This is a genomic window from Streptomyces sp. NPDC017979 (assembly GCF_044328175.1).
In the GTDB taxonomy this organism is placed as follows: domain Bacteria; phylum Actinomycetota; class Actinomycetes; order Streptomycetales; family Streptomycetaceae; genus Streptomyces.
Genome location: NZ_JBIRGU010000006.1, coordinates 39,795 through 63,995, shown reverse-complemented (window position 1 = coordinate 63,995; position 24,201 = coordinate 39,795). Strand labels below are relative to the sequence as shown.

The 24,201-nt window shown below is 72.1% G+C and carries 21 protein-coding genes; 12 read left to right on the top strand and 9 right to left on the bottom strand.

The genetic code is table 11. From position 1 onward, the window contains the following. Positions 1–243 precede the first annotated feature (243 nt). Entirely contained in the window at positions 244–1,425 is a 1,182-nt protein-coding gene (locus ACH4E8_RS18315) for a 3-deoxy-7-phosphoheptulonate synthase (RefSeq protein ID WP_398449327.1), read from the top strand. Positions 1,426–1,480: 55 nt separating this feature from the next. Then, a complete protein-coding gene (locus tag ACH4E8_RS18310) occupies positions 1,481–2,251 on the top strand; it encodes a 2,3-dihydro-2,3-dihydroxybenzoate dehydrogenase (RefSeq protein WP_398449325.1) in 771 nt (256 codons plus the stop codon). A gap of 83 nt (positions 2,252–2,334) precedes the next feature. Here the strand turns inward: ACH4E8_RS18310 and ACH4E8_RS18305 are convergent, their stop codons facing one another. The 6 genes from ACH4E8_RS18305 to ACH4E8_RS18280 form a co-directional block, all read right to left on the bottom strand. Continuing rightward, positions 2,335–3,963, bottom strand: a complete 1,629-nt coding sequence (locus ACH4E8_RS18305) for a carboxylesterase family protein (protein WP_398449323.1) — start codon at positions 3,961–3,963, stop codon at positions 2,335–2,337. A gap of 134 nt (positions 3,964–4,097) precedes the next feature. Then, positions 4,098–5,027, bottom strand: coding sequence for an LLM class flavin-dependent oxidoreductase (locus ACH4E8_RS18300; RefSeq protein ID WP_398449321.1), 930 nt, complete (start codon positions 5,025–5,027; stop codon positions 4,098–4,100). Then, positions 5,024–6,625 carry an FAD-dependent monooxygenase gene (locus tag ACH4E8_RS18295; RefSeq protein WP_398449319.1) on the bottom strand — a complete coding sequence of 534 codons (1,602 nt, stop codon included), beginning with the start codon at positions 6,623–6,625 and terminating at the stop codon, positions 5,024–5,026. Before ACH4E8_RS18295 ends, ACH4E8_RS18300 begins: the two co-directional genes overlap by 4 nt. 99 nt (positions 6,626–6,724) lie before the next feature. Beyond that, positions 6,725–7,549 (bottom strand): arylamine N-acetyltransferase, encoded by an 825-nt coding sequence (locus tag ACH4E8_RS18290; protein ID WP_398449317.1) that lies wholly within the window; start codon positions 7,547–7,549, stop codon positions 6,725–6,727. 159 nt (positions 7,550–7,708) lie between these two features. Further along, the gene (locus tag ACH4E8_RS18285) at positions 7,709–8,752 is read right to left on the bottom strand and encodes a 3-oxoacyl-ACP synthase III family protein (protein WP_398449315.1); all 1,044 of its coding nucleotides are present in this window, start codon (positions 8,750–8,752) and stop codon (positions 7,709–7,711) included. A gap of 391 nt (positions 8,753–9,143) precedes the next feature. Then, positions 9,144–9,707: an NADPH-dependent FMN reductase gene (locus ACH4E8_RS18280; protein WP_398449313.1), complete on the bottom strand. Its 564-nt coding sequence runs from the start codon at positions 9,705–9,707 to the stop codon at positions 9,144–9,146. A gap of 231 nt (positions 9,708–9,938) precedes the next feature. On the opposite strand from ACH4E8_RS18280, the gene ACH4E8_RS18275 reads away from it, so the two are divergent. After that, on the top strand, positions 9,939–10,442 hold the full coding sequence (locus tag ACH4E8_RS18275; protein WP_398449312.1) for a MarR family winged helix-turn-helix transcriptional regulator: 504 nt from the start codon (positions 9,939–9,941) through the stop codon (positions 10,440–10,442). Positions 10,443–10,505: 63 nt separating this feature from the next. Here the strand turns inward: ACH4E8_RS18275 and ACH4E8_RS18270 are convergent, their stop codons facing one another. Beyond that, on the bottom strand, positions 10,506–11,180 hold the full coding sequence (locus ACH4E8_RS18270; protein WP_398449310.1) for a TetR/AcrR family transcriptional regulator: 675 nt from the start codon (positions 11,178–11,180) through the stop codon (positions 10,506–10,508). Positions 11,181–11,440: 260 nt separating this feature from the next. Here ACH4E8_RS18270 and ACH4E8_RS18265 point away from each other — a divergent pair, with 260 nt between their 5' ends. From ACH4E8_RS18265 to ACH4E8_RS18245, 5 genes are all read left to right on the top strand, one after another. Continuing rightward, complete coding sequence (locus tag ACH4E8_RS18265) at positions 11,441–12,748, top strand: MFS transporter (protein ID WP_398449308.1); 1,308 nt, start codon at positions 11,441–11,443, stop codon at positions 12,746–12,748. A 266-nt stretch (positions 12,749–13,014) separates the two neighbouring features. Then, the gene (locus ACH4E8_RS18260) at positions 13,015–14,241 is read left to right on the top strand and encodes an IS701 family transposase (protein WP_398449306.1); all 1,227 of its coding nucleotides are present in this window, start codon (positions 13,015–13,017) and stop codon (positions 14,239–14,241) included. A gap of 157 nt (positions 14,242–14,398) precedes the next feature. Further along, complete coding sequence (locus ACH4E8_RS18255; RefSeq protein WP_398449304.1) at positions 14,399–15,292, top strand: arylamine N-acetyltransferase; 894 nt, start codon at positions 14,399–14,401, stop codon at positions 15,290–15,292. Then, positions 15,292–16,866, top strand: a complete 1,575-nt coding sequence (locus ACH4E8_RS18250; RefSeq protein WP_398449748.1) for a class I adenylate-forming enzyme family protein — start codon at positions 15,292–15,294, stop codon at positions 16,864–16,866. Before ACH4E8_RS18255 ends, ACH4E8_RS18250 begins: the two co-directional genes overlap by 1 nt. A gap of 235 nt (positions 16,867–17,101) precedes the next feature. Beyond that, a complete protein-coding gene (locus tag ACH4E8_RS18245) occupies positions 17,102–18,106 on the top strand; it encodes a TAXI family TRAP transporter solute-binding subunit (RefSeq protein WP_398449302.1) in 1,005 nt (334 codons plus the stop codon). Between the two features lie 111 nt (positions 18,107–18,217). Here ACH4E8_RS18245 and ACH4E8_RS18240 read toward each other — a convergent pair whose 3' ends face one another. Next, the gene (locus ACH4E8_RS18240; RefSeq protein WP_398449300.1) at positions 18,218–19,633 is read right to left on the bottom strand and encodes a sensor histidine kinase; all 1,416 of its coding nucleotides are present in this window, start codon (positions 19,631–19,633) and stop codon (positions 18,218–18,220) included. 7 nt (positions 19,634–19,640) lie between these two features. Then, positions 19,641–20,360 carry a response regulator transcription factor gene (locus tag ACH4E8_RS18235; protein WP_398449298.1) on the bottom strand — a complete coding sequence of 240 codons (720 nt, stop codon included), beginning with the start codon at positions 20,358–20,360 and terminating at the stop codon, positions 19,641–19,643. A 299-nt stretch (positions 20,361–20,659) separates the two neighbouring features. Here ACH4E8_RS18235 and ACH4E8_RS18230 point away from each other — a divergent pair, with 299 nt between their 5' ends. From ACH4E8_RS18230 to ACH4E8_RS18215, 4 genes are all read left to right on the top strand, one after another. Continuing rightward, positions 20,660–21,454 (top strand): amino acid ABC transporter ATP-binding protein, encoded by a 795-nt coding sequence (locus ACH4E8_RS18230; protein WP_398449296.1) that lies wholly within the window; start codon positions 20,660–20,662, stop codon positions 21,452–21,454. A gap of 197 nt (positions 21,455–21,651) precedes the next feature. Next, on the top strand, positions 21,652–22,479 hold the full coding sequence (locus tag ACH4E8_RS18225) for a glutamate ABC transporter substrate-binding protein (RefSeq protein ID WP_398449294.1): 828 nt from the start codon (positions 21,652–21,654) through the stop codon (positions 22,477–22,479). A gap of 90 nt (positions 22,480–22,569) precedes the next feature. Continuing rightward, positions 22,570–23,244 (top strand): amino acid ABC transporter permease, encoded by a 675-nt coding sequence (locus ACH4E8_RS18220; RefSeq protein WP_398449292.1) that lies wholly within the window; start codon positions 22,570–22,572, stop codon positions 23,242–23,244. After that, positions 23,241–24,125, top strand: coding sequence for an amino acid ABC transporter permease (locus ACH4E8_RS18215; protein WP_398449290.1), 885 nt, complete (start codon positions 23,241–23,243; stop codon positions 24,123–24,125). The genes ACH4E8_RS18220 and ACH4E8_RS18215 overlap by 4 nt, the downstream gene beginning before the upstream one ends. Positions 24,126–24,201 lie beyond the last annotated feature (76 nt).

Here is a 24,201-nt window from a genome sequence, read left to right as displayed (position 1 = left end):
CACGGGTTCGACTTGACGCAAACACGATCCGGCCGTTGGTGAAGGTGCCGGTGCGGTCGACGATCGAACCGTCACACGGGATCGCGGCGACGCGGTGGGTCCGCCGCCGCCGTCCCCGGGCGGCCCCGCTCCAGGCAGGCGGCGGGGCCGCCCCCTCTTCCCCCCTCGGGGACGCATCGGAACCGTCATGGGCCCGGCCAACCCGGCGACAGCGCGCCGGCGACGTCAGCCAGGGAGACTTCAGTGGACAACACGCAACTCGACCTCGACTTCGAACTCGACCACGAAACCGCACTTCAGCAGCCGCGCTGGAACGACAGCGAGGCGATCCAACTGGTGCGCAAGGAACTGGCCGGCCGCCCCGCGCTGGTGAGCGCCGCGGACGTGCACACCTTGCGCGGGCACCTGGCCCGGGTGGCCCGGGGAGAGGCCCACGTCGTCCAGTCCGGCGACTGCGCCGAGGACCCGGACGAGAGCACCGCGGGCCACGTGCACCGCAAGGCCGCGGTGCTGGACCTGCTGGCCGGCGCACTGAAGCTGATCACCCACAAGCCGGTGGTCCGGGTGGGGCGCATCGCGGGCCAGTACGGCAAGCCGCGCTCCCAGGACACCGAGGTGGTGGACGGGCGGGAACTCCCGGTCTTCCGCGGGCACATGGTCAACGCGCCCGAGCCCGACCCGGAGCTGCGCCGGCCCGACCCGCTGCGCCTGCTCACCGGCTACATGGCGGCCAGCGAGATCACCCGGCACCTCGGCTGGGCGCCGGACTGCCCGCGGCGCGCCGAGCCCGAGGTGTGGACCAGCCACGAGGCGCTGCTGCTGGACTACGAACTGCCCATGGTGCGCCGGAGCTACGACGGACGTCCGCTGCTGACCTCCACCCACTTCCCGTGGATCGGCGAACGCACCCGTCAGGTGGACGGCGCCCACGTGGCGCTGCTCGCCGAGGTGGCGAACCCCGTCGCGTGCAAGGTGGGGCCCTCGATGTCGCCCGGGGAGTTGCTGGAGCTGTGCCGGCGGCTCGACCCGGCGCGGGAGCCCGGCCGGCTCACGCTGATCTCCCGGATGGGCGCCCGGGCCGTGAGCGAGCGGCTGCCGGCGCTGGTGACCGCGGTCCGGGACGCCGGGCACCCGGTGATCTGGCTGTGCGACCCGATGCACGGCAACACCGTCAAGGCGCCGACGGGCCACAAGACCCGGTACCTGGAGACGGTCGAACAGGAGGTGCGGGCCTTCCGGTTCGCGGTGGCCGAGTCCGGCGGCGTCGCCGGTGGACTGCACCTGGAGACCACCCCGGACGACGTCACCGAGTGCACCAGGTCCGTGGAGAGCGCGCACCGGATCGGCGAGTCGTACACCACGTTCTGCGACCCCCGGCTCAATCCGAGCCAGGCCGTCTCGGTCGTCACCGCCTGGCAGCGCTGAGCGCGCCCGCCCCGTCCACCGCCCCTGTCGGGGCCGTATCCCAGGAGGTCGAACCATGCACGGCAAGGTCGCACTCGTCACCGGTGCCGCGGGGGGCATCGGCGCCGCCACGGTCCGCGCGCTCGCCGTACAGGGCGTCGCGGTCGCCGCGGTCGACCAGAACGCCCGAGGACTGCAGGAGCAGGTGGAGAAGTTGGCCGCCGACGGACTCGTCGCCACGCCGGTGGCGGTGGACGTCACCGAAGCCCGCGCGGTGGAGGCGGCGGTGGACCGGATCGAGCGCCAGATAGGCCCGATCCAGTACCTGGTCAACGCGGCGGGCGTGCTGCGGCTCGGCACCGCGTACGGCTACCCCGACACGGACTGGCACAAGACCTTCGCGGTCAACGTCGACGGGGTCTTCCACGTGTCCCGCGCCGTGGTGGCGCGCATGGTGCCCCGGGCCTCGGGCGCCCTCGTCACCGTGGCGTCGAACGCCGCCGCGACGCCGCGCGCCGGGATGGCCGCTTACGCCGCCTCCAAGGCCGCCGCGACCATGTTCACCAAGTCGTTGGGGCTGGAGGTGGCGCGGCACAACATCCGCTGCAACGTACTGATGCCGGGCTCCACCGACACCCCGATGCTGCGCGCGATGTGGGGAGACGACGGCTCGGCCCGGGCCACCGTGGAGGGCGACCCCGACGCCTTCCGCGTCGGCATCCCGCTCGGCCGGGTCGCCCAGCCCGACGACGTGGCCGAGGCCGTGGTCTTCCTGCTGTCCGACGCGGCACGGCAGATCACGCTGCACTCCCTGACCGTGGACGGCGGAGCCTCGTTGGGCGCCTAGGGCGTTTGACAACAGCCCCTCCAGGTCGCGCGAGCGCCCGGAAGCCGGCGGCCGATTCGGCCGCCGGCTTCCGGGCGTCCGCCTCAGGCGCCGGGGAGCCAGTCGAAGGCGTCCCAGTACCGCAGTTGGTCGAGCTTGGCGGGGAAGTCGACCCGGGCCACGCCGGGGCCGCCCAGGACCAGGGCGCTGGGGCCGTCGGGCCGGTACTCGGGCCACGCGGGTGCGTCCGGACTGCTCGGCACCCCGTCCCGGGCGAAGGAGGCCACGAGGTCGACGAAGACGTCCGAGATCCGCCGCTCCACGGGCCCGTCGCCGAACTGGTCGACGAAGGCGGGCAGGGCGTGCGAGCCGAAGAGGAACTTCGACGTGGCGTCGTGCGGGGTCCCCGCGTGCGGCGGCCGGACCGGGTGGGCGAACTCCATCACGTACTGGGGCGTGCCGCCCCGCAGCGCGTGCCGCTCCGCCAACCGCACGATCTGGTACCGGAAGACGACGTCGCCCCACACCTCGGTCCACAGGGAGTACGGGTCGACGGGCCGGCCGTCGGCCGCCGCGGACTTCCGGTACGCGTCCAGGGCGCCGTCCACCACGTCGTCGCCGACCTCCGCCGTGCACTTGAGCAGTACGTCGCGGACCGCCGCGCGCAACTCCGTGAGGTCGCCGGGCGCGGGCGGCGCCGCGGGCAGCGAAACGCTGTGCGGATCGGTGAAGAAGGAGCCCTCGGTGCGGTTGTGGATCGACATCACGGGGACGTCCGGCAGCACCGGCTCCTCCCCCACCCAAGTGGCGGCGTCCGGCACCGGGCCGCGGTACTCCCGGCCGCTGCCGAGGAGGCGTCGGGCCGGGGGCCCGTCGAACAGCCGGAGCCACGCATCGTGCAGGGCCCGGGCCGGTACGGTCCGCAGCCCCGGCACCGTGGTGCCCAACTCCGCGGCGAGCCGTTCGTACGCGGCGGCGGCGTCCTCGGGGGTCAGGGACAGGGCGGGCGCCCAGGGGCGGCTGGCGCTGATGGCGATGAGCCTGCGGGCGATGCCCCGGGTCGGCTCGGCGGCGGTCAGCAGCCGGGCGGTGACGGCTCCGGCGGAGGTGCCGCAGAGGGTGATGTTGTCGGGGTCGCCGCCGAAGACCGGTGCGTTGTCCCGTACCCACGCCAGCAGTGCGGCCTGGTCCTGGAGGCCCCAGTTGGCCGCGCGTCCGGTGTCGGGGTCGGCGAGGTCCGGGTGCAGACCCCAGCCGAAGGCGCCGAGCCGGTAGTTGAAGGTGACGACGACGAGTCCGCCGACGGCGGCCGGCTTGGCCCCGTCGAAGGTGGGCACGCTGCCGGCGCCGACCTGCCAGCCGCCGCCGTGGACGTACACCAGCACCGGCCGGCGCCCGCCGGGGTCCGGGGTCCACACGTTGGCGTACAGCGCGTCCTCGCTGCTGTCGGGGGCGCCGGACTGGAGGAACGCCGGAGCGAAGGTGGTGGCGTCCCGGACGTCGGACCAGGGACGCACGGGTCGGGGCGAGGCGAAGCGCAGCGGGCCGACGCACGGTTCGGCGTAGGGGATGCCCCGGAACACGTACAGCGGTCGCTGTCGGTGCGTCTCCTCGGTGCCGCGGATGCGTCCGGCCCGGACCCGCACCACGGGTCCGGGCCGGCTCGCGGCCGCGGAGTCCGTCGCGTCGGGGGTCCGTGGCGCTGCCGTCTGGGAAGGGGGTCCGGCGGTCATGGTCGAGCACTCCTTCGGGTCGGAGGAAGGAACGGACGGAACGGAAGGAAAAGGGGGTGCGACCAGCCGCGGACGGCGCGGGCCCCGGTGGTCACCGGGGCCCGCGCCGTCCGTCGTCGGCCGGGGGCCGCGTCTCACTCGGCCGAGAGCAATTCGCGCACCTGGGCGAAGAGTTCGTACTGCCGGAAGGGGTCGTCGTCCTCGGCACCGCAGGGCACCAGGACGAACTTCTCGGCGCCCGCGTCGGCGTAGGCCCGCAGGCGCTCGGCCACCTGCGCCGGGCTTCCCGCGACGCCGATCTCCAGCGCGGCGGTGCGGTCCACTCCGTACGTGGCGTTCATCCGCGCGGCCACGACCTCGGCCGCCGCGGTCGCTTCGTCGGGGTGCCCGGTCATCCGCAGCAGCACGTTGACCCCGATGCGCGGGGTGGGAACGCCCCGTTCGGCGGCGAGGTCCGCCAGCCGGGCGCCGGCCGAGGCCAGTTGCTCCGGGGTCTTCATGGCCGCCTGCCAGCCCTGGCCGTGGGCGACCGCGCGGCGCAGGGCCGCATCGGCGCCCCCGCCGATCCAGACCTCCGGCATCGGTGCGGCCGGGCTCAGCGTCACCAACGGCCGGTCCGGCAGCTCGGTCAACTCCGTGGGCTCCCCGGCCAGCAGACCGGGCAGCAGGCGCAGCGCCTCCTCGGTGCGCCGTCCCCGGTCGCCCGGGGATGCGCCGACGGCGGCCCACTCCTGCGGATCGCCCGAGCCGACGCCCACGCCGAGGGCGAGCCGGCCCCGGGAGAGGTGTTGCAGGGTCGCGATCTGCTTGGCGGCCCACACGGCGGGGCGCAGCCCGAGCAGCAGCACGCCGTAGCCGACGGTGATGCGCTCGGTGCCGGCCGCTGCGGTCGCGAGCACCAGGGAGGAGTCCAGTACGGGGAAGCGCGCGCTCAGTCGGTCGCCGACCCAGACCGAGTCCAGCCCCAGCGCCTCGGCGTGCCGGGCCACTTGGGCCAGGTCGAGCCCGTCGCGGTAGCCAGGGGTGGAGTTCACCGGGAGCTGGGCGCCCACGTGGACGGTCATGCCGCGCTCCCCGCGCCCCGCACCAGGACGGTGTCGAGCTCCCGCTCCAGCCGGTTGAGGTCGCCCTCGTGGCCGTGGGCGGCGATGTGCCCGTCGGGGCGCAGCAGGTGGTAGCCGAGGCGGCGGCAGCCGGTGGCCGATGCCGCGGCGCCCTGGGGCAGGGTGACGACCCGCACCTGCGGCCACCGGGCGACGACGTGGCCGACCTCGGTGCGCCAGCGCGCCGTTCCGCGGGGCGCGTCGGTGAGCGCCAGCGTCCACGCCATCCGGTCGACGCCGGGGCCGGCGAGTTCGTGGGCGACGGCCTGTTCGCGCGGGAAGAGCCCGCCCACGCCGATGCCCTCCGGCAGCTTGCCCAGCGCCCGGCACGGCGACCAGCCGGACGGCAGTTGGGAGTCCCGTTGCGGGGTGTAGGTCTGGCGGCGGCCGGCGAGCACGGGGGCGTAGAGGCGGGCCCCGGCGCCGGTGCGGTCGGCGAGCCGGAAGCCGGCGTCGCGGGCCCAGGTCTTCGCCCGCCCGCGGACCATCCACGCCTTGGTGTGCAGGTCGGTGTCGCGGACGCTGCGCCGGGTGGCCTCGGCCCGCTCGGTTCCGTAGGTGGACAGCAGGGACAGGGGCGAGACGCCGTGGATGACCGAGGCCAGCTTCCAACCGAGGTTGTGCGCGTCCTGGAGGCCGTTGTTCATGCCTTGGCCGCCGGCCGGGCTGTGGACGTGGGCGGCGTCGCCGATCAGGAAGACCCGGCCGAGTTGGAAGTCGGACGCCAGTCGGGCGTGCACCTTGAAGACGGTGACCCACACCGGTTCGGCGATGCGCACGCCCCGGGGGCCGCGCGAGTCCAGGATGTCCTGCATCAGTTCGACGCCCGGGGCGCGGGAGCCGCCGGGCGGCAGCACGGAGAGGAAGCGGTAGACGTCGTTCGGCTGGGGGACGATGGCCAGGGTGCCGTTCGGGTCCTGGTAGTAGAGGATCTCCTCCGGGGACAGCGCGCCGTCCACCTTGGCGTCGACGAGGGCGAACTCCAGCCCGTAGGTGGAGCCCTGGAATCCGATGCCGAGTTGTCCGCGCACCGCGCTGCCGGCGCCGTCCGCGCCGACGACGTAGGAGGCGGTGGCCCGTTCGACGGTGCCGTCGGGTCCCTCCAGCAAGGCGGTGACGTCGGCGGTCGCGTCGATCCGGCCGCTGTGGTCGACGTTCTCCAGGCACAGCAGTCGCACGCCGCGCTCGACCTTGCCGCCGAGGGTCTCCAGCCGTTCGGTGAGGATCCGCTCGGTCTCGTACTGGGGCAGGACCCGGGCGGCGTGCTCGTCGGGGATGTGGATGGACGCGAGGTGGTTGCGGTCCGAGAAGTAGCTGAGGGTGCGTATGGTGCTCGACACGTCGAAGACCGCGTCCCGCATCCCCTGGTCCGTCATGATGTCCAGGGCCCGCGGGTAGATGGACAGCGCCTTGGGGACGTCCGCGGGCCGGGGCGCCCGGTCGACGATCCGGACCCGGACCTTGCGGCTCAACAGCTCGCAGGCGAGCAGCAGACCGGAGGGCCCGGCCCCGACCACGAGGACGTCGACTGCCGTTTCGGAGTGTGTGCCGCTCTTCATCGCCTTCCGCTTTCTGCTGGGGGGCTCACGGGGTTCGCGGGGGTCGCGCGCTGCGCGCGGTCCACGTCGTTCATCGGGTTCGCGCGGTGGCCGCGGGGTTCACGGCTGCGCGCGGGCGGGCCGCCCGGTGGAGGGGGACGCGCCGGGCAGCGGCGGGAGGTTGGGCAGCCGGTCCAAGTCGATGCCGAACCAGCGCCGGCAGGCGGCCAGGAAGGCGTCGTCGTCCAGGACCTCGCGGACCACCCGGTCGTCCTCGATCCGGGTGAGCGTGCGGTCCAACAGGGACACCCGGCCCGTGGGCGTCACCAGCGAGGCCCACACCGAGCCGCCGGTGACCGGCGATTCGGGGGCGGTGCTGTACCACCACAGGGTCGGGTTGAAGTCGTCGGTCTCCCGGGCCCTGGTCTCCAGTCGGATCCGCGGCACGCCGTCGTGGACGATGACCACGTCGCCGTCTTCGCCGTCGACGATCAGGTACTCACCGTTCTCGTCCTTCTGCGGCCCGCGTTCGGCCAGCCGCAGGGGGCTCCGGCTGGCCCAGCGGAAGCCCACGTCGACCAGCCAGAAGTCGTCCTCGACGTCGATCCTGAGGATCATGTGCCCGCCGTGGACGCCGAGCAGGGGCTCCTTGCCGTTGTGCAGCGTGCGGGCCGGGAGCAGGTCGACCGCGTAGCCGAGTTCCCGCAGCAGTACGGCGAAGGCGGTGTTCAACTCGTAGCAGCCGCCGCCGCGGCCGCGGTCCACGATCTTCTCCAGCACCTCTTCGCCCAGCTTGATGGGCAGGCCCAGATTGAAGTCGATCGTCTCGAAGGGGACCGACCTCAGATGGCGTTCCTGGAGGTGGGCCAGTGCATCCAGATCGATCCGGTCCGGCCGTTCGGCCCCGATCCGCCTCAGGTAGGCGTCCACGTCGACCACGGTCATCCTCCGTCACCCTCTTCGCTCGTCCTGGCTCCCGTCGGGGCGGTCCGGTGCCTCATCGGTCCGCACCCGTCCCGTCCCGTACGTCGCTCTTCGTCCTTGCTCGTCTGCGTTCGCTGCTTCGCTGTGTGCGTCCGTGCTCGCGCCGCTGCGCCCGCGGCTTCACCACTCGACCAGGGCGTATCCGAAGGAGAAGCCGCCGCCGAAGGCGGTGAGCAGCACCTTCTCGCCCGGGCGCAGCTCGCCCCGGCGGACCGCCGCGTCCAACGTGACGGGGATCGACGCCGCTCCGGTGTTCCCGTACTCGCGGACCGTGGTGTGCATCCGGGCCAGCGGGAACCCGAGTTCCTTCTCCAACTCGCCGAGCATCACGCCGTTCCCCTGGTGCGGGACGATGTGGGAGATCTCCTCCTTGCCCACGCCGGTCTCGTCGAGGAAGGCGTCGAGCGTCTCGGGGAACTTCGAGGCGACGATGTCCCTGACGCCGCGGCCGTCCATCGCGAAGTAGTGGAGTCCGCGCTCCAGGGTCTCGGCGCTCACGCCGAGGCGCGAGCCGCCGGCCGGCACGCTCACCAGGTCGTGGCCCTCGCTGAGGGTCAGCAGCCGGGTCGCGGCCAGGCGCCGGCCGCCGCGTGCGGGGCCGAGGACGACGGCGCCGGCCCCGTCGCCGAAGAGGACGCGGGTGCGCCGGTCGCGCGGGTCGGTGATCCTGCTGTAGGTGTCGGCGCCGATGACCAGGGCGTGGCCGCCGCCCTCGGCGATCATCCGCTGGGCGGCGACGAGTGCGTAGACGAAGCCGCTGCACACCGCGTTCAGGTCGAAGGCCGCCGCGGTGCTGGGGGCTCCCAGCAGACGTGCGACCAGGGCCGCGGTGGGCGGTTGCGGCGAGTCGGGGGTGGACGTCGCCACGATGATGAGCGACAGGTCGGCGACGCGGACCCCGGCGTCCGCGAGCGCGCCGCGGGCGGCGGCCGCCGCCAGGTCGGAGGTGGCTTCGTCGTCCTCGGCGAAGCGGCGGTGGTGGATGTCGGTCTTGCGGACGATCCACTCGTCGGTCACCCCGGCCGACGCCCCCACCGCCTCGTTGGTCACCACCTGGGAGGGGAGGTAGGAGCCGGTGCCGAGGATCCCCACGGGCGTCACGGGCGTCCGCGCCCGCCCTCCCCCTGCGTGGTTCATCTCAGGCGTCTCAGGTGTCTCAGGCATCTCAGGCTCCCTCGGCCGCTAGGGCCTCCGACGGTCGGAAAGGCACCGCTTTCTTGGCTCGCTCCGGAAAGACCCCCGGGGGATTTCCGCACGGGACGCGATTTCCCCGGGGTCGGATTCTTTCCTGCCTCGACATACTCACCCCCTTTACACCGTCGAACAATGCACCGGGATTGAATCCGTCAGGTCCGTCACGCCCGTCGGGACCGACCGGCCCCATTCGGTGGAACCAGTGCGACACAAAAACAAAAAGGGTCGCTCATTTCACGGGAAATGAGCGACCCTGAAAGCGGCTGCGACAAATGGGCGCGGCCTTGCGGGCGGGAATACCGGGGCCGGCCGGCGGGGGATGTTAGCGGCCGGCCCCGGAGCACTGTGGCCCGCGGGCGCCTCAGCCGCGCGCGATGCGGGCGGTGAGGGCGCTGAGCAGGTCGTCCAGCAGGGACAGCGTGAAGGGGTCGTTGACGTTGCCGTCCGCGTCGATGCGCTCATGGCACTGGAAGACGGTCACTTCGGGCTTGGTCAGCACGTCCGAGCCGATGCTGGCGAGGATCTGACGGAGCGCGATCTGGGCCCGGGCGGAGCCGAAGGCGCCCGGCGAAGCACCCGCGATGGCGGTGGGCTTGGCCACCATGATGCCGTTCGCCGGCGCGGTGCTGCACCAGTCGATGGCGTTCTTCAAAGCGGCCGGGATGGACGCGTTGTGCTCGGGCGTGACGATGAAGAGACCGTCCGCCGCAGCCACGCGCCCGCGCAGCTCGACGACCTCGGGGGGCGGATTCTCGTTGTCGAAGTCCTGGTTGTACATCGGCAGCCGGGCGAGGTCGTCGTAGATATTGATGGACACCTTGCCGGAATGATTCTTTACCGCGGCCCTCAGCAGTGCCGAATTGTACGACTGAGCCCGCAGGCTTCCCGTTAACGCAAGGATGCTCGGCAGGTTTTCCTGGGCCATGGCCAATTCCCGTCCCTCGGCGTGATTTCCGAAATGGTGGCGCCGCGCTCCCCCTCGCGTCGCCGGGCCCCGCACGGTCGGGGGACCGTCGGCGCGGCGTCGCTCGGGTCGGTCGGTGGCGCTGGGCCACCGCCCCCTCGTAGGCTTCGTGATTCCATACGAACACCCCTGGTATCTGACTGTCAAGTCTCTTACTGTTCAGATAACTGCCGTGACTACCCAGGAGCACCCATGACAGATGCAGTGGACGTCATCCGCGAACTCTGGCGCGAGGAGCGCCCCGACCTGGACACTTCGCCCGTCGGCGTGGTGGGCAGGATCCAGCGGCTCAGCCGGGTCCTGGACCGCGAGCTGAAGCTCTTCGACGGCCGGCACGGGCTGGAGTCCGGCGAGTTCGACGTGCTCACCACCCTTCGCAGGTCGGGCCCGCCCTACCGGATGACCGCCGGCGCCTTCCTCAAGGCGTCGATGGTGACGTCCGGGGCGGTCACCAAGCGGATCGACCGGATGGAGGCCCGGGGCCTGGTGGAGCGGGTGCGGCCGACCGTCGGCGACCGGCGCTCCGTCCAGATCGAACTCACGGAGAAGGGCATGCAGGTCATCGACGAATTGTTCCCGCTCCACCTGGAGAACGAGTCGCGCATGCTCGCGGCCCTGGAGGCGGAGGAGTCGGAGGAGCTCGCCCGACTGCTGCGCAAGCTCCTGACCGCGTACGGCGACACCACCCTGACGTGAGGGGCGCGGGGTCGCGCGACACCCAGGACCGCGGCGCCGGGGCGGACGCCGGGGGCGGTGCGGTCAGGAAGCGGGGGCCGGCACCGCCGGTGCGTCCGTCCCGTACAGCCGCAGGAAGGCGTCCACCCCGCTGACCACGACGTCGCGGACCTCCGACTCCGACAGGGGCAGGGCGCCGTAGAACGTCCGCTGGTTCACGTCGGTGATGGTCAGCAGGTTGAAGTGGTTCGCGGCCCGCTCCGCGTCGTCGAGCCGCAGCAGGCCCCGCTCGGCGATCCGGGTGAGATAGGGCGCGAGCTTCTTGTGGGAGGACAGCGGGCCGATCTCCTTCCACACCTCCAGCACGGCCGTCGGGATGCGGGTGACCTCGGCCTCGATGGTGCGGACCAGCGCGAAGTGGTCGGGGAAGTCCGTGACGGCGGTGACCCGCTCCAGAGCGAAGGCGATCAGGTCCTCCCGCAGGTCGACGATCTTGCGTAGATGGCGCTCCAGGATCGCCCCGACGGCATCGGTCACCTGCTGGGCGCCCTCCAGCGCCACCGTCTGGAAGAGCTCCTGCTTGTCGGTGAAGTGGTTGTAGATCGTCCGCTTGGACACGCCGGCCTCGACGGCGATGACGTCGACGCTCGCACGGGCGTAGCCCTCGCGGCCGAAGACGGCCCGGGCCGCCGCCGTGATGGCACGCCGCTTCTCCGGCATTCCGCGCCGCGGCTGCGCCGCCGCCGTCTCCATGACCATGCCAGTCCTTCCCTGCGACCGCGTTCCGGCAGCCTACCCGGCGCCCGCGCCGCCGCCGGGGCCGTGATCGACGGGCGGACGCAGCACCCGCTTCCGAAAGATGGATTGCACTAGCCAGTGCAATGGATATACTACACGGAGTAGTGCACTTTCTTCTCGTGCCGGAGCTCCACCGCACCCCAGTGCCACGACCCCGCCGCAAGCCCGTGCCGCACCTCAGCCACAGGCCCGTGCCGCATCCGCCGCAAGGAGGCGCCGCCATGCACCTTTCGTCTTCCCAGCCGCCGTCCCCGTCTCCGTCCACGGCTTCGCGGTCGCCCGCGCCCGGCCGGAAGCGGTCCGACGGCCGTCCGCGCACCCGGTTATCCAAGGACCCGACGCGGAACGACTCCCCGGGCTTCGCCGTATCGGCCGCCGCCCTGGGGCTGCTGGCCACCCCCACCGCCCTGAGCACCAACGCGACCACCACCGCCCTCCCCGACGTCGCCCACGACGTCGGCGTCTCGGTGAGCACGGCGACCTGGCTCGCCACCGTCTTCGGGCTCGCCGTGGCCGTCGGCACCCCACTGGCCGCCGCCCTCCTGCGCCACCGCGGGATACGCGCGGTGGTGCTGGTGAGCGCCGCGCTGATCGTCGTCGGCACCGTCGCCGTCGCCGTGTCCGAGTCGATGCCGGGGCTGTTGGTCGGCCGGGCCGCGCAGGCGCTCGGCGGCAGCGGCCTGGTGACCACCGCGATCAACCTGGCGGGCACCCCGCGCCGCATGGGCGTGGTCACCGCGGGCAGCGGGATGTGCGGGGCGCTCGGCCCGCTCGCCGGCTCGCTGCTGAGCGACCACCTGTCCTGGCACGTACCGCTGGCCCTGTCGGCCCTCGCACTGCTCGCGGTGCCCTACGTCGTCCTGCGCGCCCCCGCGCACCAGCGGGACGAGGGCGCCCGCGCCCCCTTCGACGCCGTGGGGGCCGCCCTCACGGTGGCCCTGATCTGCGCACTGGTGCTGCTGGCCCGCTTCCCCGTCCCCGCGCTGATCTGCGCCGTCGTCCTGGGCCTCCTGCTGGCGGCGAGCATCCGGCGCAGGCCGGACGGATTCGTCCCGGCCCCGGTGCTCCGCTCCCCGGTCTTCCTCATCGCCAGCGGCGTCGTCTGCGCCCTGTCCATGGCCTACTTCGCGCTGCTCTACACCGTGCCGCGGCTGTTGGAGGACGACGCGCAGTGGGACCGGGTCGACGTCGGCACCGGCAGCCTGGTGGTGCTGCTGATCGGCTCCACCGCGTCCTGGTTCATGGCCGCGTACGCGCACCTCGTGCGGCGCTCCACCGTCCTCGCGGTGCTCCTCGTCCTCGGCGTGCTGGCCCCGTTGACGGGCGCCGTCGCCGCCGCGCCGCTCCTGCTGCTCGCCGCGCTGGGGGTCGCGGTCTTCGTGGCCGCCTCCGGCCAGGCCACCTTGTCGGTGGTCGCGGGCGGCGGGGTGGCGGAGCAACAGCGCACCACCGCGCTCGGGCTCTTCACCCTCTGCTACCAACTGGGCGGGGCGTTCGGGCCCGCGATCGCGGCCGTGACGCTGGCCTGAACCGCCGACGGGCGCAGCGCGCCGCCCGCCTCCCCCGACGCCCTTCGGCCCACCACTTCGCCGCCCGGAAGTGGTGGGCCGGCCACACCCGGGCCGGCCCCCACCGTGCCCGTTCACCCCCGGGGCGTGCGCCGCCCGCCACCGGTGCGCCGATGGTGGTGGGCCGCCCACCACCATCGGCTCCCGACGGGTGGTCGGCCGCCCTCCACGAGGAGGGGCGACTCCGCGAAAAGTAGCGGAGGTCGTCGCGATTCGAGGAGAAGCCGATGCGCACCACTCCGTTCAGGGACACCAGCTACACCGCAGTGGCCGGGCGGGCCCCCGCCCGCCCCGTCGCCCCGGCGCAGGACGAGGTGCTGCGGGAGCTGTGCGGCGCGGTGTTCGGCTCCCTGCCACGGCGCGACCAGCGCCACCGGGCCGAGCAGTACGTGCGCGGGCTGCTGTGCACCCCCGGCCGCAAGTCCATCCGCAACATCGCCGCCCACACCGGCGGCGGCTCCGCCACCGAACAGCGCCTCCAGCACCTGGTCACCAGCTCCACCTGGGACTGGCGCCCGGTGCGGGCCGCCCTGATCGAGTGGTTGGCGGCGGCCCACTCGCTGTCCGCGTGGGTCGTGCAGCCCATGCCGATACCCAAGAGCGGGGAGCACTCGGTGGGCGTGGGACGCCGCTACGACCCCCACCTCGGGCACGTGCTGCGCGGCCAGCAGTCCTTCGGGGTCTGGTTCGTCTCGCCCGAGGTGGTCACCCCGGTGGGGTGGCGGCTGTTCCTGCCCGAGGAGTTAACCGCCGCGGACTCCCCCGCGGACGGGGACTCCGCCCCCGGGGGCGAGACGTACGAGGACAGCGTCACCGCTGCCGTACGGGAGACGGTGCACGTCCGGTCCACCCCGCGCCGGCCCGTGGTGGTGGACGTCCGCGGGCTCAACGTCCGCTCCACGCTGGGCCGGCTCCCCCTCGCGGGTCTGCCCGCGGTCGTCCGGGCCGACGCCACCACCCCGCTGTGGGTGGCCGACCGCGCCATGCCGGGGTACGGCGCCGGCGCCGTGCCCGCCCGGTCCATCCTGACCGCGGTGAAGGCGCTGCGGCAGCCGGTGGAGTGGTACGACGGCGCGTCGCCCGCCGCCCCGCGGGTATCGCTGTCGGCCGCCATGCCGGTGACCACCGCGGCCGTGACCGCACCCCGCAACCCCGCGCTGCTGCTGGGCGAGTGGCCGGACCAGCGGCACGCGCCGAGCGAGTTCTGGGTCAGCAACGTACGGCTGCCCACTCCGCCCCTGCTGCGGCTCGCCAAGGAGGCCGACCGGGTCGACCGGGCGGCAGCGGACTGCGCGGGCCGGGCCGGGCTGCGGGACTTCGCCGGCCGGTCGCTGGCGGGCTGGCACCGCCACCTCACCCTGGCCTCGGTCGCCTGCGCGGTCAGGGCGCTCGCCACGCTGCCGGACGAGGGCGCGCCGATGGCGACCGCACCGACCACGGCCCTGACCGGGTGACGCCGTGCCGACGCGACGGAACGACTCCGAACGCAGGCCGGAGCGGGCGGGAGAGCGGGCGACGGACCTGGTCGCCGACGGCCGCCGAGGCCGGGGACCTGACGGACTGCCCGCGCCCGCGTTGCCCGGCTCCGCACGCCCCCGCAGGATCCGGCCCATGGCCAAGGACCACACCCTGCTCGACTTCCAAGCGGCTGCGGCCGACCCGATCGACGCACAGTGGGGAACCCATCTGCTCGACGTCGACGCCTATCTGGCGCGCGTCGGACACCCGGGGCCCCGCAGCCCCTCGACGGCCGCCCTGTTCGCCCTGCACCGCGCCCACAAGGAGACCGTCTCCTTCGAGAACGTCGACGTGGCGCTGGGGCGCGAGGTCTCGCTCGAACTGCCGGACGTCCAGCGCAAGCTGGTGACGGCCGGGCGGGGCGGCTACTGCTTCGAACACAACCTGCTCTTCGCCGCCGCCCTCGAACGCCTCGGGCTGTCGGTCACCCGGCTGCTCGCCCGGGTGCGGCAGGGCAGGTCGACGGTGCGCTACCGCGCCCACACCACGCTGCTCGTCATCGCCGACGGCGAACTCTTCCTCGCCGACGTGGGCTTCGGCGCGGAGGGGCTGCTCGAACCGGTCCCGCTGGTCGACGGCGCCACGAGCACGGTCGGCGGGTTCCGCTGGCAGGTGGTGCGGGAGGACGACCAGTGGGTGCTGCGCACGCTGCGCTCCGACGGCTGGTTCGACCTCTACTCGTTCCGCCTGGAACGGCACCACTCCGTCGACTTCGACGTGTCGAACTACTACACCGCCCACCACCCCCGCTCCACCTTCACCGGCAAGCTGGTCGCGATGCGCGGCGACGCCGAGAGCCAGCAGACGCTGACCAACTCGACGCTCCAAACCCGCCACGCCGACGGCCGTACGGACCTGGCGCAGCTCAGTGGCGAAGAGGCCGTCCGGGCGCTGCGCGAGACCTTCGCGATCCGGTTGGAAGAGCCGGACGCACTGCGGTTGGAGCAGTTGCTGTCCACCACGTTCCGTTCCCGTCAGGAGGCATGATGGTGCTCCACCTGCCCGCCAGCAAGAGGCCGTTGCGGATCGGCCTGGTCCCCGAGGAGGCCGCGGCCCGCGCCCCGGGCGTGCCGGTCACCCTCGACCACGACATGGACGTGGCCCCGGAGGTCGGGCGCGACCTGACGTTCGGCTCGCTCGCCGAGTTGGTCGACGACATGTCCGCCCGACTGTGGGCGGCGGGGGTCCGGGCCGGGGAGCACCTGGCCCTCTACAAGGCGCACAACTTCGACATCTACGTCCTGGCCTGTGCGGCGTCCCGCATCGGCGCGGTCCCGGTGCTCCTCTCCCCGGCGCTCGACGGGACGACGGTGGCCGCGCTGCTCGACCGGCTGGAGCGCCCGCACCTGTTGACGGACGGGGCCAAGCTCGATGACGAGCTGTCCGGTCTTGCGCTCGACGACAAGACGGCCCGGGTGATCGTGCCGCGCGGCGACCGCCCCGGCACCGTCTCGCTGGACTCGCTGGCCGGCGCCCCGCGCCGACCGCCGGTGCGGCTGGACGGCGACCAGCCCGCGCTGATGACGCACACCTCCGGCACCACCGGGGTGCCGAAGCTGGTGGTGCACACGGCGCTGTCCCTGCGCGGCCGCTACCGCCCGCAGGACCAGTTGGTGCGGCTCATCCGCCGCAAGGAGACGTACGCGGTGCACGTGTCCTTCGTCCACTCCCGGATCTACATGGCGCTGGCGGTGATGCTGGAGCACGGCATGCCGGTGGTGGTCATGGACGACGCGACGCCGGAGCGGGTGGCGCCGCTGTTCGCCCGCACCCGGCCGGGCATCGTGGAGACGCACCCCAACACCTTCGTGGAGTGGGAGGAGTTGGTCGGCCACCCGCTGCGGCCGCTCGCCCACGTCAAGTACTACAGCGGCACCTTCGACGCCATCCACCCGCCGACCATCCACCGGCTGCTGTCGGCCTCGGTCCGCCGCAATCCGGTGTTCTTCCAGTTCTACGGGCAGAGCGAGTGCGGCCCGCTGGTCGCGCGCTGGTACACGCAGAAGAACGCGCTGCGGGCGAACGGGCGGTGCCTGGGCTACCCCCTGCCCGGGATGACGCACGTGCGGGTGGTGCCGCGCAACGGACGGCGGCCCTCGAAGAAGACGCCCGGCTTCATCGAGGTGATGAGCGACGGCCGGGCGGTGACGTACTACGCGGAGGAGGAGCGGTACGAGCAGGAGTGCAACGGGCGGTGGTGGCGCACGGGCGACGTGGGCTACCGGGACCGCTGGGGCCGGGTGCACGTGCTGGACCGCGCCGTCGACGTGATCGAGAGCGTGGACTCCACGCTGGAGGTCGAGGACGCCGTGCTGGGGCGGCTGGCGGAGCTGATCGAGCTGGTCCTGGTGCCGGGGCCGGACGACGAGCCCGTGCCCGTGGTGTGCACCAAGAACAACGTGCCGCTGGACCTGGAGCGGTGGCGCCGGGCCGTGACCGACTTCCCGCAGCTCGCCGAGCCCGTGCAGCTCCCGCTCGCGGAGCTGCCGCGCACGGCGACGATGAAGGTGCAGCGGATCGAGTTGGCGCGCCGGCTCAGGGAGCGGCTGGAGTCGGCCTGAGGGGCGGCGGCCGGCCGGCGGCCGCTCGGCGGGCGGGGCCGGGGCCGGAGCCGGGGTGCGGTTCGGCAGGCGGGGGCGGTGGGGCGCTTCGGGGGCGGTGGGCAGAGGACGCTGGGCCGTGGGTCGTGAGCGGTGGGCCGTGAGCGGTGGGCCGTCCGGAAGCGGAAGCTCCACCTCTGGCGTATCCCTGCCAGCGCCTGGCCATCACGCTGAGTGAGCTGGCAGGATCGCAAGCATGTTCCTCAGTGGTCTTCGCGTCGACCGTGGCCGTGGCCGCGTGGTCGCCGGGTGTGCGGCGGTCCTCGCGGCGCTCGGGGTGTTGCTGTGGTGGCTGCTGCCGCTCGGCGAGCCCGAGCCCCGGGGCTCCGTCACCTTCAGCACCGGCGTGCGCGACGGCGTCTACCAGCGCTACGGCGTCCTGCTGAAGGACGTCCTCGCCAAGGACCTGCCGCAGGTGGACATAGAGCTACGGACGAGCGAGGGCTCCCAGCAGAATCTGGACCGCGTCGCGTCCGGCGAGGCCGACTTCACCATCGCCACCGCGGACGCCGTCGCGAAGTACCAACGGGACGGCAAGCCGGGCGCCGAAGGGCTGCGCGGCTGCGCACGGCTGTACGACGACTACGTGCAGTTGGTGGTCCCCGACGGATCGTCCGTGCGCAAGGTGTCGGACCTGCGCGACAAGCGGGTGGGGGTCGGCCAGAACGGCTCCGGGGTGCGGCTGATCGCCGATCGGCTGCTGGATGCCGCCGGACTCGACCCCCAGAAGGACATCGAGTCGGTGCCGAACGGGATCGACACGGTCCCGCAGTTGCTGGAGCGGGGCGACATCGATGCGTTCTTCTGGTCGGGCGGGCTGCCGACGCTTGCGGTGCAGGCCCTGTCCGAGCGCTATCCGATACGGCTGGTGCCGCTGGAGCACGATCTGATCCAGAAGGTGCACGCCACCGGCGTTCCGACGAGCCACTACCGGTCGGCGGTGATGCCGCCCGACCTCTATCCGCTGGCGCAGAGCGGCCTTCCGGTGAACTCGATGGCGGTGGCGAATCTGCTGGTGACCACCGATCGAATAGACGCCGACCTGGTGGAGGGGCTCACCAGGACGGTGATCAAGAGCCGTGACGACATCGGCAACACCGTGCACCCGGCCCAGTTGGTCGACCTCAGGACCGCGATCTACACGGCCCCGCTCGACCTCCACTACGGCGCCCGCGGGTACTACCGCTCGGTCAAGCCGTAGCCGGGCCGCCGGGCCGTGGTCGTAGCCGAAGCCGTGGCCACGACCGGCGGTGTGCAGGAGCTCGGAGGTGTCCACCAGCCGGAGACACCGAGCCAGGCGTGACCGTGGGCGTCAGTCGGCGCCGTGCACTGCGCCCGGGGGCGGGGTGCGGGGGACGGTGAGGGTGACCTTCAGCCCTTGGGGCTCGTGGTGCTCGTAGGCGATCCGGCCGCCGCCGGCGGAGAGGAGGGCGCGGGAGATGGAGAGGCCGAGCCCGGACCCCTTGACGTTCTGGTGCCGACCGCTGCGCCAGAAGCGGTCGCCGATGCGGGCCAGCTCGTCGTCCGTCAGTCCCGGCCCGCCGTCGGTGATCACGATGCTGCACGTGGTGCCGTGAGCGGCCGCCGTCACGGTCACGGACGATCCCCCGGGGGTGAACTTCACCGCGTTGTCGATCACCGCGTCCAGGGCGCTGGACAGGGCGATCGGGTCGACCCACGCGGTGACCGCACTGCCGTCGTCGCCGAGGTGGACCCCCTTCTCCTCCGCGACCGGGCGCCAGGCGGCGACGCGTTCGGCGGCCAGTTCGCCGATGTCGGCGAGTTCGAGCGTTGCCGACGAGTGCTCGGCCAGCGCGAGGTCGAGCAGGTCGTCCAAGACCTGGGCGAGGCGGCGGCCCTCGGTGCGTACCGAGGCGATCTCCGCATTGCCCTCGGGCAGTTCGAGTGCGAGGAGTTCGATCCGCAGCAGCAGGGCGGCCAGGGGGTTGCGCAGTTGGTGGGAGGCGTCGGCGACGAAGGCCCGCTGCTGTTCGAGCACGCCCTCGACGTTGTCGGCCATCTCGTTGAAGGAGCGGGCGAGCCGGCGCAGTTCGGGCGGGCCGCTCGCGGCGGCGACCCGGGAGTTGAGCTGGCCGGTCGCTATGTCGTGGGTGGCCGCGTCCAGCACCCGCACCGGCCGCAGCACCCATCCCGTGAGCCGGAAGGCGGCCCCGACGGCGAGCAGCATGGCCGCGCTCTCGCCCGCCACGATCAGGGCCCACCCCCGCAGGGTGCGCTCGCGCAGGTGGTCGGTGGGCGAGTCGGTGAGCACCACGGCGACGACGTCCCCGTCCCGTACGACGGGCGACGCGACGACCAGCCGGCCGTTCGTCTGCCAGGGCCAGACCTGCGGCGGGTCCTGGCTGCGCCGGCCCGTGAGCGCCTCGCGGAACGCCTTCCGGCCCTCGCCGTCCACGGGCACCGCCCAGCCCTCGGGCGCCCGGGCCATGGCGGAGGTGCCGTTGCGGAGGAAGACGCCGACGTTGATGTCGTAGGTGGCGTGGTAGCGGTCGAGTTGGTCCTGAAGGGTGGTGCTGCGCTCGTCCGCCACGGTCGGACTCTCGGAGACGAACTGGGCGAGCGCAGCGAACCGCACGGTGTCGTCGATCCGGTCGACCACCACCTCCTGCTGCTGCGCCGCGGCGACGCTCACCGCCAGGGGGAAGCCGAGCGCGAGCAGCACGCCCGCCATGAGGACGATGAGCAGCGGGAGGAGGCGGGTGCGCACCGGGCGGTCAGCCGGCGGGCGCGACGAGGCGGTAGCCCACGCCGCGCACGGTCTCGATCAGCGCGGGCATCCCCAGCTTGGCGCGCAGGGAGGCCACGTGCACTTCGAGGGTGCGACCGGTCCCCTCCCAACTCGTGTGCCAGACGTCGCTGATGATCTGCTCACGCCGGAAGACCACCCCCGGCCGCTGGGCGAGCAGCGCCAACAGGTCGAACTCCTTGCGGGTCAGTTGGACGACCTCGTCGGCGACGCTGACGCGCCGGGTGGGCAGTTCGATGGTCATCGGGCCGAGCCGGATCGCGTCGTCGCCGGAGCCGGCGCCGCCCGCGGCCGGGGACGCCTCGTCGCCCGTCGCGGTGCGCCGGGCCACCGCGTGGATGCGGGCCAGCAGTTCCCCGGGGTCGTAGGGCTTGACGACGTAGTCGTCGGCGCCGAGGTTGAGGCCGTGGATGCGGGAGCGCACGTCACCGCGGGCCGTCACCATGATCACCGGGGTGGACGTCAGCTTTCTCAGCTTGCCGCAGACCTGGTAGCCGTCCTGGTCGGGCAGGCCCAGATCGAGCAGGACCACCCCGAAGGGCGGCTTGCCGGGGTGGGCGGTGGGCAGGACGGCGCGTAGCGCCTCCTCGCCGTTGCGTGCGTGTACGACGTCGAACCCGTGCCGGGCGAGTATGTCGGACAGGGCCGCGGCGACGTGGTCGTCGTCCTCGACGAGCAGCAGCCTCATGGCCCCCCTTCGGTCGGTGGTCCCGTGGCCCGATCGGCCCGTGATCCCTCAGTTGCTCTTCCCAGCGCACGCCATCGCGTACCCACGGCATCAAGGCTGATTCCCGGGCAGGGAGTCAAGAGAGATTCGACCCCCGGCCGCTTTCCGTTACCCAGCCGGTACGCCGACGGTAACCGCCCTCACGCATCGTGTCCGTACGAGGCCAGATCGTTATCCTCAATTTCCGCTCAGATGTAATGACGCTGGTCGCACCGCGTCACTACTGTCCTCCCAACCGAGGAGGACGGAGCTGTGGGCCGATGAGCGGAGTGTCTGTGTCCAAGGATGCCGGGGACGCCGTTCCCGCCCAGGGACCCCAGGGCGACCTGGTCGTACTGAGCAATGTCAACAAGCACTTCGGTGCCCTGCACGTGCTTCAGGACATCGATCTGACCATCAGCAGGGGCGAGGTCGTCGTGGTCATCGGGCCCTCCGGGTCCGGCAAGTCCACGCTCTGCCGAACCATCAACCGTCTGGAGACGATCGACTCCGGTTCGATCTCCATCGACGGCAAGCCGCTGCCCGCGGAGGGCAAGGAGTTGGCCCGGCTGCGGGCCGACGTGGGCATGGTGTTCCAGTCCTTCAACCTCTTCGCGCACAAGACCGTGCTGGAGAACGTCATGCTGGGCCAGGTCAAGGTCCGCAAGACGGAGAAGGCCGCAGCCGAGAGCAAGGCGCGCGAGCTGCTGGACCGCGTCGGCGTCGGCTCGCAGGCCGACAAGTACCCCGCCCAGCTCTCCGGCGGTCAGCAGCAGCGCGTCGCGATCGCCCGCGCCCTGGCGATGGACCCCAAGGTCATCCTCTTCGACGAGCCCACTTCGGCGCTCGACCCCGAGATGATCAACGAGGTGCTGGAGGTCATGCAGCAGCTCGCCCGCGCCGGGATGACGATGGTCGTGGTCACCCACGAGATGGGGTTCGCCCGGTCCGCGGCCAACCGCGTGGTGTTCATGGCCGACGGCAGGATCGTCGAAGAGGCCACGCCCGACGAGTTCTTCAGCAATCCGCGCAGCGACCGGGCCAAGGACTTCCTGTCGAAGATCCTGCACCACTGACGCACCGCGCCCCCGCTGACGCATCCGGCCCCGCACCCGCGCCCCCCGCGGCGGCGGGCCAGCCGCGTCACCTCTGGACCCGTCGGCCGACATCTACAACCCGGCGCCGGACCGTACCGGCCTTCCGTGCCGAACCTCCGTGCCGGCCGACGCATCGGCTCGACGATCGGCGAACCACGACGCAAGGGATGTTCACCATGAAGCTCCGCAAGGTATCCGCGGCCGTCGCCACGGTCGTTGCCCTCTCGCTGGCCGCGACCGCGTGCGGCAGCAGCGACGACTCGGGCAGCGGCGGCGGCAAGATCAAGATCGGGATCAAGTTCGACCAGCCCGGCATCGGCCTGAAGACCCAGGACGGCAAGTACACCGGCTTCGACGTCGACGTCGCCACGTACGTCGCCAAGGAACTGGGCTACGACGCCAAGGACATCGAGTGGAAGCAGACCCCGAGCGCCCAGCGGGAGACGATGCTCGCCAACGGTGACGTGAAGTTCATCGCCGCGAGCTACTCGATCACCGACCAGCGCAAGGAGAAGGTCGACTTCGCCGGCCCGTACCTGCTGGCCCACCAGGACCTGCTGGTCCGCGCCGACGACACCTCGATCACCAAGGCCGAGGACCTCAACGACAAGAAGCTCTGCTCGGTCACCGGCTCCACCTCGGCGCAGAACATCCAGAAGGAGATCGCCCCCAAGGCCGACCTCATCCCGGTCGGCGGCTACTCCGAGTGCCTGACCGGTCTGGAGAACAAGTCCGTCGTCGCGCTCACCACGGACGACTCCATCCTGGCCGGCTACGCCGCCCAGAAGGAGCACCAGGGCAAGTTCAAGCTCGTCGGTCTGAAGCTGAGCAACGAGAACTACGGCATCGGCATCAAGAAGGGCGACAAGGACCTCCAGGACAAGATCAACAAGGCCCTGGAGAAGATGAAGTCGGACGGCTCCTGGAAGAAGTTCGTCGACGCCAACTTCGGCCCGGCGGGCTACAAGAGCGAGCCCGCGCCGGAGATCGGCAAGCTCAGCTGAGCCAGCGGTGACGTGCCGCCGGCCCACCCCGGCCGGCGGCCCTGATCCCCTCCTTCCGAACGTTCCGACCAGGAGAGATCGCGGGTCAACGTGTTCGACTTCCTCGATTCCGGGCAGTACGACCTGCTCGACGCGTTCTGGGTGACGGCGAAACTCGCCGTCTACTCGGCAATAGGTTCCCTGATCTGGGGAACCCTGCTGGCCGGCATGCGGGTCGGCCCCGTCCCCCTGATGCGGGCCTTCGGCACCGGCTACGTCAACGTCATCCGCAACACCCCGCTGACGGTCGTCCTCATCATCTGCTCGCTGGGGCTGAGCCAGACGATGGGCGTCAACCTCGGCGCCGACAACTTCAAGGACATCGGCTTCCGGATGGCCGTGCTGGGCCTGGTCGCGTACACCGGCACCTTCGTGTGCGAGGCGCTGCGCTCCGGCATCAACACCGTGCCCGTCGGACAGGCGGAGGCCGCCCGGGCACTGGGGCTCGGCTTCTTCCAGGTGCTGACCTTGATCGTGCTGCCCCAGGCGTTCCGCGCGGTCGTCACCCCGCTGGCGAACGTGCTGATCGCCCTCACCAAGAACACCACCGTGGCCTCGGCGATCGGCGTCGCCGAGGCGTCGGCCCTGATGAAGACGATGATCGAGAACGAGTCCGACGCACTGATCGCGGTCTTCGCGGTCTTCGCGTTCGGGTTCCTCGTCCTGACCCTGCCCACCGGTCTGCTGCTGGGCTGGGTCGCCAAGCGCGTGGCGGTGAAGCGATGACGTCCGTCCTGTACGACGAGCCCGGCCCGAAGGCGAAGGGCCGCAACGTCCTCTACACCGTCGTCTTCCTGGCGGTGTTGGCCCTGGTGGCCTGGTGGGTCCTCAGCACCATGGCCGACAAGGAGCAGTTGACGTCGGAGAAGTGGAGTCCGTTCGTCAACGACTCCAAGGTCTGGACGACCTTCCTGCTGCCCGGACTCTGGGAGACGGTGAAGGCCGCGGGCATCTCCGTGGTGATCGCCCTGCCCCTCGGCGCCGCGCTCGGCATCGGCCGGCTCTCCGACCACGCCTGGGTGCGGGTGCCCGTCTCCGCCGTGGTCGAGTTCTTCCGCGCCATGCCGGTGCTGCTGCTGATGCTCTTCGCCTACCAGGCGTTCGTGGAGTTCTCCAACATCGAGTCGGACATCCGGCCGCTGTACGCGGTGGTCACCGGCCTGGTGCTCTACAACGCGTCCGTCATCGCCGAGATCGTGCGTGCCGGCATCCTCTCGCTGCCGAACGGGCAGTCGGACGCGGCCAAGGCGATCGGCATGCGCAAGGGCCAGACGATGACCTTCGTCCTGCTGCCGCAGGCGGTCACGGCGATGCTGCCCGCGCTGGTCAGCCAGCTCGTGGTGATCGTGAAGGACACCGCCCTCGGTGGCGCGCTGCTCGGCTTCACCGAACTGCTGTACCAGAACCGGGCGATCACGGCGAACTACGGCGCCAACACCATCGCCACGCTGACGGTCATCTCCGTGCTGTTCATCCTCCTCAACTTCCTGCTGACCTCCTTCGCGAGCTGGCTGGAGTCGCGGATACGCCGGGGGAAGAAGGGCACCGGCGCGGTGGTGAACCGGGAGGAGTTGGAGGCGGGCGGCGTCGTCGACGCGAAGCCCTGACGCGGGAGCGGTTCATCCATGGTCCACGGCCCCAGAAGGGCCGGGCATCCGGGAGGCGGTGGCGCGGCGGCGCCAC

What these genes read in the sequence shown, in the direction of transcription:
- ACH4E8_RS18225 (WP_398449294.1), top strand. Translation starts at nt 21,652, where the DNA reads ATGAAGCTCCGCAAGGTATCCGCGGCCGTCGCCACGGTCGTTGCCCTC.
- ACH4E8_RS18285 (WP_398449315.1), bottom strand. Translation starts at nt 8,752, where the DNA reads ATGCCTGAGACACCTGAGACGCCTGAGATGAACCACGCAGGGGGAGGG.
- ACH4E8_RS18215 (WP_398449290.1), top strand. Translation starts at nt 23,241, where the DNA reads ATGACGTCCGTCCTGTACGACGAGCCCGGCCCGAAGGCGAAGGGCCGC.
- ACH4E8_RS18230 (WP_398449296.1), top strand. Translation starts at nt 20,660, where the DNA reads ATGAGCGGAGTGTCTGTGTCCAAGGATGCCGGGGACGCCGTTCCCGCC.
- ACH4E8_RS18270 (WP_398449310.1), bottom strand. Translation starts at nt 11,180, where the DNA reads ATGGTCATGGAGACGGCGGCGGCGCAGCCGCGGCGCGGAATGCCGGAG.
- ACH4E8_RS18305 (WP_398449323.1), bottom strand. Translation starts at nt 3,963, where the DNA reads ATGACCGCCGGACCCCCTTCCCAGACGGCAGCGCCACGGACCCCCGAC.
- ACH4E8_RS18280 (WP_398449313.1), bottom strand. Translation starts at nt 9,707, where the DNA reads ATGGCCCAGGAAAACCTGCCGAGCATCCTTGCGTTAACGGGAAGCCTG.
- ACH4E8_RS18235 (WP_398449298.1), bottom strand. Translation starts at nt 20,360, where the DNA reads ATGAGGCTGCTGCTCGTCGAGGACGACGACCACGTCGCCGCGGCCCTG.
- ACH4E8_RS18310 (WP_398449325.1), top strand. Translation starts at nt 1,481, where the DNA reads ATGCACGGCAAGGTCGCACTCGTCACCGGTGCCGCGGGGGGCATCGGC.
- ACH4E8_RS18245 (WP_398449302.1), top strand. Translation starts at nt 17,102, where the DNA reads ATGTTCCTCAGTGGTCTTCGCGTCGACCGTGGCCGTGGCCGCGTGGTC.
- ACH4E8_RS18260 (WP_398449306.1), top strand. Translation starts at nt 13,015, where the DNA reads ATGCGCACCACTCCGTTCAGGGACACCAGCTACACCGCAGTGGCCGGG.
- ACH4E8_RS18300 (WP_398449321.1), bottom strand. Translation starts at nt 5,027, where the DNA reads ATGACCGTCCACGTGGGCGCCCAGCTCCCGGTGAACTCCACCCCTGGC.
- ACH4E8_RS18265 (WP_398449308.1), top strand. Translation starts at nt 11,441, where the DNA reads ATGCACCTTTCGTCTTCCCAGCCGCCGTCCCCGTCTCCGTCCACGGCT.
- ACH4E8_RS18255 (WP_398449304.1), top strand. Translation starts at nt 14,399, where the DNA reads ATGGCCAAGGACCACACCCTGCTCGACTTCCAAGCGGCTGCGGCCGAC.
- ACH4E8_RS18295 (WP_398449319.1), bottom strand. Translation starts at nt 6,625, where the DNA reads ATGAAGAGCGGCACACACTCCGAAACGGCAGTCGACGTCCTCGTGGTC.
- ACH4E8_RS18250 (WP_398449748.1), top strand. Translation starts at nt 15,292, where the DNA reads ATGGTGCTCCACCTGCCCGCCAGCAAGAGGCCGTTGCGGATCGGCCTG.
- ACH4E8_RS18290 (WP_398449317.1), bottom strand. Translation starts at nt 7,549, where the DNA reads ATGACCGTGGTCGACGTGGACGCCTACCTGAGGCGGATCGGGGCCGAA.
- ACH4E8_RS18275 (WP_398449312.1), top strand. Translation starts at nt 9,939, where the DNA reads ATGACAGATGCAGTGGACGTCATCCGCGAACTCTGGCGCGAGGAGCGC.